The sequence below is a fragment of the Clostridium sp. AF37-5 genome, from assembly GCF_003477605.1.
Classification (GTDB): Bacteria; Bacillota; Clostridia; order Lachnospirales; family Lachnospiraceae; genus Eubacterium_F.
Genome location: NZ_QUDR01000001.1, coordinates 182546 through 197402 on the forward strand (window position 1 = coordinate 182546; position 14857 = coordinate 197402).

Here is a 14857-nt window from a genome sequence, read left to right on the forward strand (position 1 = left end):
AGAGGATGAAAGAAGATGAAAATAGGAAACCGTGAGTTCCCTTTGGGGGAGAAATCATATGTGATGGGCATTTTAAATGTGACACCGGACTCTTTTTCAGATGGTGGAAAATATAACGATATAGAGCGTGCACTTAAGCAGGCGGACAAAATGGTAGAAGAAGGAGCGGATATCTTAGATGTCGGCGGTGAATCGACAAGACCCGGTCATGTTCAGATTGGCGATGAAGAAGAAATCCGCCGTGTTGTGCCGGTTATTGAAGCATTGAAAAAAAGGTTTGATGTGCCGGTTTCAATTGACACCTATAAAAGTGCAGTTGCAAAGGCGGCACTTTCTGCCGGGGCAGATTTGTTAAATGATATCTGGGGATTTCGTTATGATGAGCGCTGTGCCAAACTGGCAGCTGAGTATGATGTCTGTGTCTGCTTAATGCACAACCGTGAGACGATGGAATATAACGACTTTATGGATGACGTAAAAAAAGATTTGGAAATCTCTCTTTCTCTTGCTGAGAAGTATGGAGTAAAGAAAGAGAAAATCATGCTTGACCCAGGGGTTGGTTTCGCAAAGACAAGAGAGCAGAATTTGACCATTATCAACCGCTTGGAAGAAATTAGAGCGATGGGATATCCGGTATTGCTTGGTACATCGAGAAAAAGTGTGATTGGACTTACATTGGATTTGCCGGTTGATGAGCGCGAAGAGGGAACGATTGCGACAAGTGTAATCGGAGCGATGAAAGGCTGCGAGTTCTTCCGTGTGCATGATGTGCAGAAAAATGTACGTGCCCTTCGCATGACAGATGCCATCAGAAGGGAGAACTAGTCATGGATGTAATTAAAATCCGCGATTTAGAAATCTATGGACACCATGGTGTCATGAAAGAGGAAAATGTACTTGGACAGAAGTTTTTGGTTTCTCTTGCTCTTTATACGGATACGAGGGCAGCAGGGGAAAGTGATAATTTGGCGGATTCGGTAAATTATGCAGAAGTTTCTTATCTTGTTAAAGAGCAGATGGAAAAGGAAACGTACCGTCTGATTGAGGCAGCAGCGGAGCAGCTGGCAAAAAAGATTTTGCTAAAGTTTCCCCTTGTAAAAAAAGTAGAAGTAGAGATTAAGAAACCATGGGCACCGATTTTACTTCCTCTGGATACGGTGAGTGTAAGCATTACGCGCGGATGGGAAACGGCATATTTGTCGATTGGATCCAATATGGGAGATCGAAAAGCTTATTTAGAGGCGGCGATTGAAGAATTAAAAAAAGTAGAGACAATCCGTGAGATAAAGGTTTCAGAAATCATTGAAACGGAGCCATATGGTTATACGGATCAGGATAAATTTTTAAACGCGGCAATTGGGTTTGAGACACTTTTGACGCCGGATGCATTACTTTCTGTCTGTCATGAAATTGAGAAGAAGGGAAAACGTGAGAGAAAGATTCACTGGGGACCAAGAACGATTGATTTGGATATTCTTTTGTATGGAGACTGTGTCATGCACACAGAGACGCTTACGATACCACATTCGGAAATGCATAAAAGACAGTTTGTTTTAGAGCCGCTTTCTGAGATTGCTCCGTATGTAAAACATCCGGTGCTTGGTAAGAGTGTCAGTATGCTGTTAGAGGATTTGGAGGAACATAAATGATTGATTTACAAGTTTCAAGAAAGCAGATTGATGAGATTGACAGTCAGATTGTCAAACTGTTTGAAGAACGCATGAAAGTTGCCAATGAGGTCGCCAAATATAAGATGGAGACCGGAAAAGCGGTATTTGACAAAGAACGCGAGGAACAGAAGTTAGACAGTCTTTCGAAAATATGTCATGGTAAATTCAATGAGCGTGCGGTTCGTGAGCTGTTCAGTCAGATTATGTCCATCAGCCGCAAATACCAGTATGGTGTTCTGACGCATACGGATGATATCACGGATTTTGAAAAAACAGAAAAAGCGTTTGATAAAGAACAGGCAAAAGTATATTATTTTGGCGTGCCGGGCACCCATACACAGCAGGCGATGGAAGACGTGTTTGGTGAGGCGGTACAGGGGATCAGCTGTCAGAGTTTTCAGGGCGTAATGGAAGCTGTTGAAAACGGACAGGCAGATTACGGTGTCCTGCCAATTGAAAATTCTTCGACGGGCGGTATCAGCACGAATTATGATTTATTGTTGAATTATAAAAACGCCATTGTCGGCGAATACGTGATGAAAATTGACCAGTGCCTTTTAGCACTTCCCGGTACAAAGTTAGAAGATATTCGGACGGTATTTTCCCATCCGCAGGGATTGTTGCAGAGCCGTAAATTTATGAAGGAACATCCTCTCTTTGAAGGTGTGGAATATGGTTCAACGGCAGCAGCAGCCAAGAAGGTGGCGCAGGATAAAGATAAGACGCAGGCGGCGATTGCAAGCCGGCGTGCAGCCAAAGAATATGGACTTGAAATTGTTGCCGATTCCATTCAGCAGGAGAAGAACAATTGTACGAGATTTATTATTATCGGACCAAAAGAAGTTTACACAAAAGAGAGCAATAAACTCGCACTGTGCATTGAACTACCGCATCAGAGTGGTACACTGTACCGAATTTTGTCCCATTTTCTTTATAACGATTTGAACATGACACAAATTGAGTCGCGTCCGATTCCGGGACGAAACTGGGAATACCGCTTCTTTGTTGATGTGGAGGGAAACTTAGACGATGCGGCTGTGCAGAATGCACTTCGCGGTGTGAAAGAGGAATCTGCCTTTATGCGTGTGCTTGGCAACTTTGAGGCATAAAAGACACACTTTCGTCAAAAAGAACACACAATTCATACAAAAAGCGAACAAAAACCGCACACATTTTCATATTATGATAAGAGCAACAAAGACGAAAGGATGTGTGCGAATATGAAAAAATTTGCTAAAATATTAGCAGCTGCTGTGTTATTTGGAACAGCCGCTGGAACCGCTTTTCAGGGAGCGGAAATGATTGGAAAGAATGTGTTAGTTAGCCAGAATGAGACGGTGAAAGATAGTGCCTCTGCGAAACTGGCAACGACTACGGTGACGACAAACCAGAGTACATCGACATCCGATGTTTCATCGATTTCGGAGCAGGTGCTTCCGTCGATTGTGGCAATTGATGTTACGGCACAGACTACAACCAATACGCCGTTTGGCGCACAGACGAGTGAAGGAACCGGAAGTGCATCCGGTATTATCATTGCTCAAAAAGATAACAAAATGTACATTGCGACAAACAATCATGTTGTCGAAGGAGCCACTTCAGTTACCATTATTTTTAACGATGGGAGCAAAGTGAGTGCTACTGTAAAAGGAACGGATTCATCAACGGATTTAGCTGTTGTAGAAGTGGATATGAGTAAATTGTCGGATTCGACAAAGAAGAATATAAAAATTGCTACGATTGGCGACAGTAAAAAGACGAAAGTCGGCGAACAGGCAATTGCAATTGGCAATGCCCTTGGCTATGGAACGAGTGTTACGGTCGGTTATATTAGTGCAAAGGACCGTGAGATTGACGCCGAAGACAGCGCAAGTGTAAAATTGATTCAGACAGACGCAGCAATTAATCCGGGAAACAGCGGCGGTGCATTAGTAAATAGCAAAGGCGAAGTGATTGCTATCAATTCCTCAAAATTTGCTTCTGAGGAAGTAGAGGGAATGGGATTTGCGATTCCGATGGCAACTGCAGAGCCAATCTTAGAAGAGTTAATGAATCAAAAAGAAGTGGCAGCAAACAATCAGGCTTATCTGGGTATTACCGGCCGTGATGTGACAAGCGAATACGAGCAGGCATATGGAATTCCGCAGGGAATTTACATTTCAGAAGTTTCAGCTGGTTCACCGGCAGAGAAAGCAGGATTGCAGAAAGGATATATTATTACCAAATTAAATGGAACGACCGTGAAAACACTTTCCCAGTTGCAGGAAAAACTTTCAAAGTGTGAGGCAGGAACACAGGGTAAAGTCACTGTAAAAATTGCTTCCGGTTCATCCTATCAGGAAAAGACATTTTCTGTTACGTTTGGTAAAAAACAGAACTAATGGAGGAACAATATGTTTGATTATGAACGTTTGGAGGCACTTTCCATCGAAGGAGAGGCTCCACAGTCAGAACCGGAGAGACAGTATTATTTTATGAAAAAGTGCAGGCAGTGGGCAGAGGAAGAGAAAGAGCGAATCGGACATCCTCTTACCATGTCAATTCAGACGCTAGGCTGTCAGATGAATGCAAAGGACTCGGAGAAGATGACAGCAATTCTTGAATATATTGGATACAAAGAAGTAGAGGAACCGGTTGCGGATTTTGTTTTATACAATACGTGTACTGTTCGTGAAAATGCCAACTTAAAAATCTATGGACGGCTTGGTTATCTCAAAAACCATAAAAAGAAAAATCCGTCAATGAGGATTGCTCTCTGCGGATGTATGATGCAGGAAGCGGATGAGGTAGAGCGGATTCGCAAGAGTTATTCGTTTGTTGATTTAGTGTTTGGTACACATAACATTTATAAACTGGCAGAGTTATTGTATACACAGGTGCAGTCAGCACGTCCGGTGATGGATGTGTGGAAGGAGGCCAAAGAGATTGTGGAAGATTTGCCGGGAAAACGTAAATATCCATTTAAGACCGGTGTCAATATTATGTATGGCTGTAATAACTTTTGCAGTTACTGCATTGTACCATATGTGCGCGGGCGGGAGAGAAGCAGAGAGCCGGAGGATATTATTTCCGAAATCAAAGGTCTTGTAGCCGACGGCGTGGTAGAGGTAATGTTACTTGGACAAAATGTAAATTCTTATGGAAAGACTTTGGAAAATCCGGTCACGTTTGCTAATCTATTGCGTCAAGTAAATGAAATTGAAGGACTTAAGAGAATCCGGTTTATGACATCGCATCCGAAGGATTTGTCGGATGAGCTGATTGAGGCGATGGCGGAATGTGATAAAGTATGTACCCATCTGCATTTGCCATTGCAGTCGGGAAGTACGGAAATCTTAAAGAAAATGAACCGTAAGTACACGAAAGAATCCTATCTTTCTTTGGTGGAGAGGATTCGGGAAAAGAATCCAAAACTATCGCTTACGACGGATATTATTGTTGGATTTCCGGGAGAGACAGAAGAAGATTTTGAAGACACATTAGATGTAGTAAGAAAAGTTCGCTATGACAGTGCCTACACCTTTATTTATTCAAAGCGCACCGGTACGCCGGCAGCTGCAATGGAAAATCAAGTGCCGGAAGAAGTAGTGAAAGAACGGTTTGACAGATTGCTGCATGAAGTGCAGGGGATTTCCACAGAGATTACAAAGAGTATCGAGGGAGAGACGGTTCCGGTTCTGGTAGAAGAGATAAATACACAGAACGAAGAACTTTTAACCGGACGCTTATCCAATAATGCGGTCGTTCATTTTCCGGGCGATGTCTCCTTGATTGGAGAAATCTTACCGGTAAAATTAGTAGAAAGCAAAGGCTTTTATTATATGGGAGAAATCGTGAAATAAAAAAAGAAACTGCAATTCATTTCCTAAAAAGGGGGATGAGTCTGCAGTTTCTTTTTTGTTAAACTGTTTTTGGCTCCGGATAATCTTCTCCAAAAGTTTCTACTGTTACTTTTTCCATAATAACCGGTGTGAGCGGCATATCACTCCAGTCAGTAGCAACTTCGGCTAATTTATCTACAACATCCATGCCCTCAATAATTTTACCAAAAGCGGCATAAGAGCCATCAAGATGAGAGGCTTTCTTATGCATAATAAAAAACTGGCTTCCGGCGGAGTCCGGATGCTGGGAGCGTGCCATGGAGATGACACCCGGGTCATGGCTTAATGAGTTGTCATAGCCATTTAAAGAGAATTCTCCGGGGATGCTGTAACCGGGACCGCCGGTTCCGTTTCCATCCGGGTCACCGCCCTGAATCATAAAACCACTAATGATGCGGTGAAAGGTGAGTCCGTCATAAAATCCTTTGTTTACCAAAGAAATAAAATTGTTTACTGTGTTCTCTGCAACTTCCGGATAAAGTTCAAGCTTCATAACATCGCCGTCATTCATCACGATTGTTACAATGGGATTTTTTTCTGCCATAATGATAGTTCCTTTCCTATTCAAATTCCAGCGGTTAAAACCGCTTTTTTTATTGTAAAAGATTTTTGCGGCAGATGCAAGCCTTTCGACAAACAATGATAGTGAGAAATGTAGAAACTCTACTGTCTTGATTGGATTGTGTCTAACGATGTCAGATGAAAGAATGATTTGGCTGACAATAATGGGAAAAGGGAGCGGCCGTTTGACAAGCTTTGCAGAGTCTATCGTCTATAATGAGCCTACACAAACGGAAAGGGGATGAAGATGCCAATGAGAGTGAAGTTATACTTAGATGTATTCTTTCTGATTAACACAGGGATGAATCTGGTGGTTTTTCTGACACAGAGTTTATTGATGCAAAAAACCATTCGGTTGTGGCGCCTTATCCTTGCGTCAGTATTAGGAGCTGTGATGGCGTGTCTTTTGGTATTGTTTCATGTGCACAGAAATCTCCTGTTGCTTGTTTTGTCCTATTTTTTTGTTAGTGTTTTTCTTGTCCGGTTTGCTTTTGGTAAAATGACGACTGCAAGAACGGTGATGCACCTTTTACTTTATTATGCATGTGCTTTTATTCTGGCGGGGCTTTTGCTTCAGGTACAAAAAAGTTTTCATTACCCGCTTACCGGGGCATCGATGTTAGGGCTTATGCTTTTTGTTCTCTTTCTTTTTCGGTATTTTATGCCAAAACTAAAAAAAGAAAAAGAACGGGTGTCATATCTTTACCGGATGCGGATATATGACCGGGGAAATAAAATCGAAGGAATGGCACTTTTGGATACCGGAAATGGACTTTACGATGCAATCAGCAAAAAGCCGGTTATGCTCGGCAGTAAAAAATTTTTGGAAAAATTGTGGAAGGGAAAAGACCCTCCGTTGATGCGGATGATTCCCTACCATTCTGTAGGGAAAAAGATGGGAATGCTTTGTGCTTTTCGGGCACAACGACTGGAAATTGAATGTGGGGGAGATTGGCAGTTTGTGGAAGATGCGTGGGTGGCGGTATGCGAAGAATGTGTTTCTGTGGATGGAGAATATGAAATGATACTGCATCCCGATATGTTGAATAATGAAAAAGGAAAGGAGAAATCATAGTATGCTGCTTAAGATTTCGATGCCGGGACAGTTTCAGTTCCGGATGATTCAGGATTGGAAAAGTGTATTTTTTCACCGCGGAGGTGATATTCATTATATTGGAGGGGCAGAGATTCTGCCGCCGCCTTTAGAGCCGGGAGAGGAGGCAGCCTGCATTGAGAAATTGGGGGGAGAGCAGAACGACAAAGCGAGAAATACACTGGTAGAACATAACCTTCGCCTTGTTGTGTACATAGCGAAAAAGTTTGATAATACAGGTGTCGGCGTGGAGGATTTAATCTCGATTGGAACAATTGGTCTGATGAAGGCAATTAATACCTTTAACCCGACGAAAAATATCAAACTTGCAACCTATGCGTCACGCTGTATTGAGAATGAAATTCTTATGTATCTGCGTAGAAATAATAAAACGAAATTAGAGGTATCCATTGATGAACCTTTAAATGTTGACTGGGATGGAAACGAACTGCTGCTCTCGGACATTTTGGGAACAAGTGAAGATATTATTTACAAAGACATTGAAAAAGAAGTTGATAGAAGTTTACTGCGTAAAGCATTGGAAACATTATCTGAACGAGAACAAACGATTATCCGTCTTAGATTTGGAATCGACGATAAACTCGGACAGGAACTCACACAGAAAGAAGTCGCAGACCTCTTAGGCATCTCCCAAAGCTATATCTCACGATTAGAGAAAAAAATAATGAAGCGGTTAAAGAAAGAAATCTTGCGCTTAGAGGGACGTTAAAAATAAGGTGCTTTCAATAAAAAAGAAGTTACAAATCAGCGAGAAACTTTATTCGCGAAAGCGAATCTTTTGTTTCGAGTCGATTTGTAACTTTTTTTATAGTAACTATCTTATTTGTTATCATCCTCATACAAGAAGTGATCGAATGCTGCGACGGTGCTGCTTTCCTCACCGTTTGAGGTTGCATACAGTCCGATGGTGTTTCCGACAAAGCCACCGGCTACATCAGTAGACAGAATTCTTGCATCTACTTTATCCGCAAGTATTTTCTCAGATTTACCATCGACAGAATAAGCAAAGGTTAAATCCTGTTCATTTTCCGTGATGCGAAGTGTGAGGTCAGGATAAAGGGCATCCAGTATTTCTTCTTTTAAGACAGTGACCTTATCACGTTCTGTCTTAACAAGAGAGAGAACAGTGGCGTCTCCTTTTTTGCCGGCCAAGAGCTGGTAGTTAAATGACTGGCTCTGGTAAATGGCAATTCCTGCCTGCTCGTTTTCTACAGCAGGAGAAAACGAAAGTTTTGTTTCTGCTGTAAAATCAAAACTAAGCTGGCGCTGACACACATAGGAAGGAGTTCCTTTTGAGGATAACGTATCAGCATCCGGTTTCATTTCTAAATATCCCGGACGATTCGTAAGAGAATAGTTTTCCTCTTTCGGATTGCGTAAGTACATAAAATGAAGTGGAAGCGTATCGGTGTCAAAATCTTCTTTTGCAGGAATTTCTTTCGCTTCATAAGCAGGAAGATTAGGCATTGGGAAAGTATCTTCCAAAATACCTTTTCCCGGATTGATTACCGGCCATCCATCTTCCCAGATAAATGGTACTAGGTAAGTTTCGCGTCCTAAATTTCTATAGTAGCCGCCACGTGGACGGGATGCTAAGCATACCATCCACCACTCACCATTCTGGGTTTCAACGATATCCGGATGTCCGACATTTACAATCGGATAGTGGTAGCCAAGATGACGGTGCGTGAAAATTGGATTTGCCTTATGACCGGTAAAAGGTTCTGTCAAACTTTTGCTTCGTGCAATCGAAACTGCATGGTTGTGTCCGGTTCCGGCCTCGGATATCAAAAGATAGTAATAGCCGTCTTTCTTGTAGATATGTGGTCCCTCCGGCCATTCCACACCGCGGAGAGCACCATGCCATGCCGGGTAACTTTCGCCGACAAGTTTCATCGTATTTAAATCTAATTCCTGAATATAAATTTCATTATCACCGAAATAGCGGGAGCCTTCTCTGCGGTTCTGTGTACCACAGTAGTAGCATTTGCCATCATCATCAAAGAAGAGAGATGGGTCAATTCCGGCAGAATCCAAAGGATATGGATCCGACCAAGGACCGGCAGGGTCCGTTGCAGTGACAATAAAATTATTGATATCATTCGTTGGTGTTACGTTTGTTGTAATCATGTAAAAGGTTCCATCGTGGTAGCGCAGTGTCGGTGCAAAGATACCCTCACTTGTTTCTGCATTTACCAAAGGAAGCTGTTCTTTTCTTTCTAATATGTTACCAATCTGATTCCAGTGTACTAAATCACGGCTGTGAAAGATTGGAACACCGGGGAAATAAGCAAAAGTTGAAGTTACCAAATAATAATCATTGTTTACACGGCAAATCGATGGATCCGGGTAGAAGCCAGGAAGTATCGGATTCATGCCTGTTTTTTTGTTGCCCATAAAAACCTCCAAGTTATGAAATATGTATACCTGCATTCTACTATATGGATTCTCTCTTGTAAATACAAAACATTTTTCAAGGGAAAAACAATCATTTTTTAGCAAAAATACATAAAAAAATCTATCAAAAACTATGGACATGTTACAAAAATGGTGATATACTTTATAACAAACTGTATACATATTATACAAAAAAACATTATGTGTTTTGCTCCGATGGCTTATTTCACTGGCAGAATGCATAAAAAGAGAAACAACGAAAGGAGATTGCGACAGCTATGTCAAAGTTGATGAAGAAAAAAGGCTTACGGACATTCTTGATTGTAGTACTGGTGATTATCGCTTTTGTACTATTTTTCAAGTTAAAAGGTTCTTCCGTAAGTGACAACTCCGACAAGTACGCAGGTGTGGATTTTGACACTATGAACAGCGAATATCAGCGTGAAGGCCAGTACAGTGATTATGTGGCTAAGCGCACGGACGCCAATACACCAAGTGGTTCCTATGATATTCCGGTTGCCGGTTTCGTGAAGAAAGAGACAACCAAAAACGTCACTGTACATAATGATCTTGGTCCGGAGAATGAAAAATCAGAATCGGTGTTGATTCCGGAAGGAGAAAGCGCAGTGTATTCTGTTAATGTGGAAGAGGAGGGTTATTACAACTTGAACCTTGAGTACTATCCTTCCACAGGAGACAAGGACGACCGAGGAATTGCAATTGAGACCAAGGTAGAACTTTACAATGAAAAAACGGGTAAATACGAAACTCCATTTAATGGTGCCGAGGGTATTGACTTCGAACGTGTCTACACGGATGATGGCAAACCAAGCAAGGATAACCAGGGAAATGAGATTCGTCCTTCCCAGATTGAGGATCCGACACGCGGATGGATTTCTTCCTATTTTGAAGACCCAACCGGATATGAGATGGATCCGTATTACTTCTATTTAAAGAAGGGTGTCAATAAGATTCGCTTAACTGGTGTCAACGAACGTTTGATTATGCGTAAGTTCACAGTAGGTAATATGAAGAAGATTCCTACCTATGCAGAGTACGCAGCAGAGAACAAAGGAAAGACAAATAACGTTGACAAATCTTACGTTCAGAAGATTCAGGGTGAAAAGTCGGACAGACGTTCATCACCATCTTTATATGCTACTTATGACCGTACATCGGGAGATACCGAATACGAGGATGAAAAAGGAAATGTTACCAAGCATAATACAGACAAACAGGTTTTGAATGTAATTGGTGGTACACAGTGGAAAGTTGCCGGTGACTGGCTGGAATGGACTACGAAAGTAGAAAAAGAAGGCGATTATGTAATCGGTATTAAAGGACGTCAGGGATATAACCGTGGTTATATCGCAAACCGTTCTTTGTACATTGACGGAGAGGTTCCTTTTAAAGAGGTAGCTAGTCTGCAATTTACTTACAGCAATGTTTGGGAAATGCTTTGCTTACAGAATGATAAAGGCGAGGCATACAAATTCCACCTCACTGCTGGAGAACATAAAATTCGTTTGAAAATTACACTTGGTGAGCTTGGTGAGTATCTCTCCCAGTTGTCTGAAAGTGTATACCGTATGAATCAGTACTATCGTCAGATTCTTGTATTGACAGGTACAGAGCCGGATGAGTTCCGTGATTACCAGATTGAAAAAGTATATCCGGATATCATTAAGGCAATGGGCGATGAGTCCAAAATCTTATATCGCTTAGTTGATGAAGTTACTGCATATACCGGTGAACGTGGTGGTGAAATCGCCGTAGCACAGACACTGGCTGCACAGATGGAAGAGTTTGTTGACCGTCCGGATAAAATTCCTCAGACGTTATCGAACTTCAAAGAGAATGTATCTTCTCTTGGTACATCAATTAACAACTTAAGTGCAACGGCGATGGATATTGACTATATTGTTCTTGCCGGCGACAAATCTTCAATTGAAGAAGTAAACGAAGGAAGTTTTGACCGAATTGTACATGAGTGTACATTGTTTATTAACTCCTTCCGTTCCGATTCCTCTGCACTTGGTAATGTGTATGATTCGGATGATCCGGATGTTATCGATGTATGGATTACTGCCGGACGTGACCAGAGTAATATTTTGAAGAACATGGTAGATCAGCAGTTTACTCCGACTTCAAAAGAAACATATGGAAAAGAAATTAAAGTAAATGTTAAATTGATTGATGCTGCAGCGTCAGCAAATACAGTTACAAACTCTGCCGGTGCGGTAAATGCGATGCTTCCTGCCGTTATGTCAGGTAATGGTCCGGATGTAGCGCTTTGTATTTCGCAGACAGAGCCTGTCAACTACGCACTTCGTGGTGCGACTGTGGATTTGACCCAGTTCTCGGACTATAAAGATGTACTTTCTGAGTACCAGGCAAGTTCTTATGAGCCTTACTGGTTGAAAGATAAGTCCGGACATAAAGGTTTGTATGGTCTGCCGGAGACAGAAAACTACAACGTATTGTTCTATCGTACCGATATTATGGAAGAACTTGGTATTGATGCGACACAGATTAATACATGGGATGATGTAATCAAAGTACTTCCGAAACTGCAGAAGAACAGCATGTCGTTTGCAATTCCTTCGGTAGAGCGTAAGATTAACAACGCATCCAACCCTGACCTTGCAAACTACTATGCTCAGCTTGTTCAGCGCGGCGGTTCCTTGTACCGTGATGACGGTATTGAGACAACAATTGGTAGTACAGAAGGTATTCAGGCATTTGAATTCTATACCAAATTATTTACCAACTACAAACTGGTTAAACAGTACGATTTCGCAAACCGTTTCCGAAGCGGTGAGATGCCAATCGGTGTAGCAGATTACAGTACATTTAATACATTGTCTGTATTTGCTCCTGAGATTAAAGGTCTTTGGAACTTCGGTATGGTTCCTGGTGTGAAACAGGAAGATGGCTCAATCAACCGTTCCGTTCAGTCATGGGGTACTGCTTCTATGATGCTTAAAGGTGCGGAACAACGTGGCAAGAAAGAAATCGCATGGGATTTCTTGAAATGGTGGGCAAGTGCTGATACACAGGCTACCTACGCAAGAGAGCTTGAGGCTGTTATGGGTGCTGCGGCACGTTATGCAACAGCAAACAAAGAAACCTTTAAGACATTGTCTTGGAGCAGCAAAGAGTCCACTGTACTGGATGAACAGCACAAATGGGCATTTGGTATTCCTCAGGTTGCCGGCGGATATTACACAGAGCGTCATATCACGAACGCAATCCGTAAAGTCATGAATAACAACGAGGACCCTCGAGAGACGATTCTTGATTATGTTATTACGATAAATAAGGAGTTATCAAACAAACGTGAAGAGTTTGGGTTGAAGACTCTGGAACAAGAAGAAAAAGAAACAAAACAAAAATAAGAGAGGAGTGAAAAAATGAATTTTCTGGGAAAATACATGCAGATTAAAAAGCGCAATGCTAAAATCGCATGGAAGAAAGCTAAGATGTCAAAGACATGTTACCTTTTCCTTCTGCCGTATTTGATTGTGTTTACTGCATTCTACATTTTGCCCGTGCTGATGTCAGTATTTTACAGTTTCACGTACTATAACGTACTGGAACCGGCAAGATTCGTTGGTGTAGACAACTACATCAACCTGCTTCTTGCAGATGATGTATTCTTGATTGCGGTTAAAAATACATTCTTACTGGCAGCAATTACCGGACCGCTTGGTTATATCATGGCATTTTTGTTCGCTTGGTTCATCAACGAACTGCCACGTTATATCCGTGCTTTTGCCGTAGTTGTATTCTATGCACCGACAATTTCAGGTCAGGCATACTTAGTATGGTCTATCTTATTTAGTGGTGATGCATATGGATATGTAAATTCATTTTTGATTAAATTTGGTTTTATCAGTGAGCCGATTCTGTGGCTCACGGATACTGCCTACATGATGAATGTTATTATTATCGTCGTATTGTGGATGAGTCTTGGTCAGGGATTCCTTTCCTTCGTAGCCGGACTTCAAGGTATTGATAATTCGCAGTTTGAAGCGGGTTATGTGGACGGTGTTAAAAACCGCTGGCAGGAACTTTGGTACATCACACTGCCTGGTATGAAACCTATGCTTCTGTTTGGTGCCGTAATGGCAATAACACAGACATTCGGTGTCGCCGACCAGACGATGGCGCTTTGTGGTTTCCCTAGTACGGACTACGCGGCGCGTACCGTAGTTACCCATCTGATTGACTATGGTACTACACGATTTGAGATGGGTTATGCTTCCGCAATTGCAACAATTTTGTTCGCCGTGATGCTGTTGTTGAATAAGGCAATTCAGTCACTGCTTAGCAAAGTTGGAACTTGATAGGAGGTATAGCAAAGATGAAATTAATTAAATTAAAACGAAGAAAACCAAACCGCTCAGTCGGTGGTGATATCGGTATTTACATTTTGCTGATTTTGTTTGGTATCTTCTTTGTACTTCCGTTGGTATATTCCATCAGTAGTGCATTTAAACCGCTGGATGAGATTTATCTGTATCCACCGAGATTTTTCGTGAAGAACCCAACATTTAATAACTTCCAGGATTTGCTTGTTGTTATGTCAAGCTCCTATGTACCATTTACCCGTTATGTCTTTAACACGGTATTTATTACATTGCTTGGTACGGTAGGTCATTTGATTATTGGTTCAATGGCTGCTTATGTTTTGGCAAAGTATGAGTTCCCGGGAAGCAAAAAGATTTTCAAGATTATTCAGGCTGCAATCATGTTCAATGCTTATGTATTGCAGATTCCTACTTATATCATTATGAGTAAGCTTGGATGGATTGATACGTACTTAGCACTGATGGTGCCGGCGTTCGCACTGCCGATGGGATTGTTCCTTATGAAACAGTTTATGGAGCAGATTCCGGATGCATTGATTGAAGCGGCTAAGATTGATGGTGCGAAAGAGGGAAGAATCTTCCTTCAGATTGTCATGCCTAACGTAAAACCGGCATGGTTGACAGTAACAATTTTCTCTGTACAAAACCTTTGGAACATGAAAGGTCAGGTGTATATCTACTCGGAAGAATATAAGATGCTGCCATATGCATTGCAGCAGATTATGGCCGGTGGTGTTGCCCGTGCCGGTGTAGGTTCCGCTGCGACAATGGTCGTTATGATGGTGCCGATTTTAATCTTTATTTTGGCAGAGAGTAACATTCTGGAAACAATGGCTAGTTCCGGAATTAAAGACTGATAAG

12 protein-coding genes are annotated in these 14857 nt (G+C 41.8%); 10 read left to right on the forward strand and 2 right to left on the reverse strand.

The genetic code is table 11. From position 1 onward, the window contains the following. The first annotated feature begins 15 nt into the window (after positions 1-15). From folP to miaB, 5 genes are all read left to right on the forward strand, one after another. Positions 16-825, forward strand: a complete 810-nt coding sequence (gene folP / locus DW019_RS00795) for a dihydropteroate synthase (protein ID WP_117477695.1) — start codon at positions 16-18, stop codon at positions 823-825. 2 nt (positions 826-827) lie between these two features. Further along, positions 828-1649 carry a 2-amino-4-hydroxy-6-hydroxymethyldihydropteridine diphosphokinase gene (gene folK, locus DW019_RS00800; RefSeq protein WP_118442180.1) on the forward strand — a complete coding sequence of 274 codons (822 nt, stop codon included), beginning with the start codon at positions 828-830 and terminating at the stop codon, positions 1647-1649. After that, a complete protein-coding gene (gene pheA, locus DW019_RS00805; protein ID WP_118442181.1) occupies positions 1646-2779 on the forward strand; it encodes a prephenate dehydratase in 1134 nt (377 codons plus the stop codon). Before folK ends, pheA begins: the two co-directional genes overlap by 4 nt. A 111-nt stretch (positions 2780-2890) precedes the next feature. Next, positions 2891-4051: a trypsin-like peptidase domain-containing protein gene (locus tag DW019_RS00810; RefSeq protein ID WP_181974889.1), complete on the forward strand. Its 1161-nt coding sequence runs from the start codon at positions 2891-2893 to the stop codon at positions 4049-4051. A 12-nt stretch (positions 4052-4063) separates the two neighbouring features. Then, positions 4064-5512 carry a tRNA (N6-isopentenyl adenosine(37)-C2)-methylthiotransferase MiaB gene (gene miaB, locus DW019_RS00815; protein WP_117477699.1) on the forward strand — a complete coding sequence of 483 codons (1449 nt, stop codon included), beginning with the start codon at positions 4064-4066 and terminating at the stop codon, positions 5510-5512. Positions 5513-5570: 58 nt separating this feature from the next. On the opposite strand, the gene DW019_RS00820 is transcribed toward miaB, so the two are convergent. Then, entirely contained in the window at positions 5571-6095 is a 525-nt protein-coding gene (locus DW019_RS00820; RefSeq protein WP_022378042.1) for a peptidylprolyl isomerase, read from the reverse strand. Between the two features lie 270 nt (positions 6096-6365). Here DW019_RS00820 and DW019_RS00825 point away from each other — a divergent pair, with 270 nt between their 5' ends. Further along, the gene (locus DW019_RS00825) at positions 6366-7187 is read left to right on the forward strand and encodes a sigma-E processing peptidase SpoIIGA (RefSeq protein WP_182430992.1); all 822 of its coding nucleotides are present in this window, start codon (positions 6366-6368) and stop codon (positions 7185-7187) included. 1 nt (position 7188) lies between these two features. Further along, a complete protein-coding gene (gene sigE, locus DW019_RS00830) occupies positions 7189-7935 on the forward strand; it encodes an RNA polymerase sporulation sigma factor SigE (protein ID WP_022378040.1) in 747 nt (248 codons plus the stop codon). 110 nt (positions 7936-8045) lie between these two features. Here the strand turns inward: sigE and DW019_RS00835 are convergent, their stop codons facing one another. Next, positions 8046-9623, reverse strand: a complete 1578-nt coding sequence (locus DW019_RS00835) for a glycoside hydrolase family 43 protein (protein WP_118442183.1) — start codon at positions 9621-9623, stop codon at positions 8046-8048. A 278-nt stretch (positions 9624-9901) separates the two neighbouring features. Here DW019_RS00835 and DW019_RS00840 point away from each other — a divergent pair, with 278 nt between their 5' ends. From DW019_RS00840 to DW019_RS00850, 3 genes are read left to right on the forward strand one after another with little or no spacing between them, the layout of a single operon-like run. Continuing rightward, entirely contained in the window at positions 9902-13021 is a 3120-nt protein-coding gene (locus DW019_RS00840; RefSeq protein ID WP_118442184.1) for an extracellular solute-binding protein, read from the forward strand. Positions 13022-13036: 15 nt separating this feature from the next. Beyond that, complete coding sequence (locus DW019_RS00845; protein ID WP_022378037.1) at positions 13037-13972, forward strand: sugar ABC transporter permease; 936 nt, start codon at positions 13037-13039, stop codon at positions 13970-13972. Between the two features lie 17 nt (positions 13973-13989). Then, entirely contained in the window at positions 13990-14853 is an 864-nt protein-coding gene (locus DW019_RS00850; protein ID WP_117477703.1) for a carbohydrate ABC transporter permease, read from the forward strand. The last annotated feature ends 4 nt before the right edge of the window (positions 14854-14857 follow it).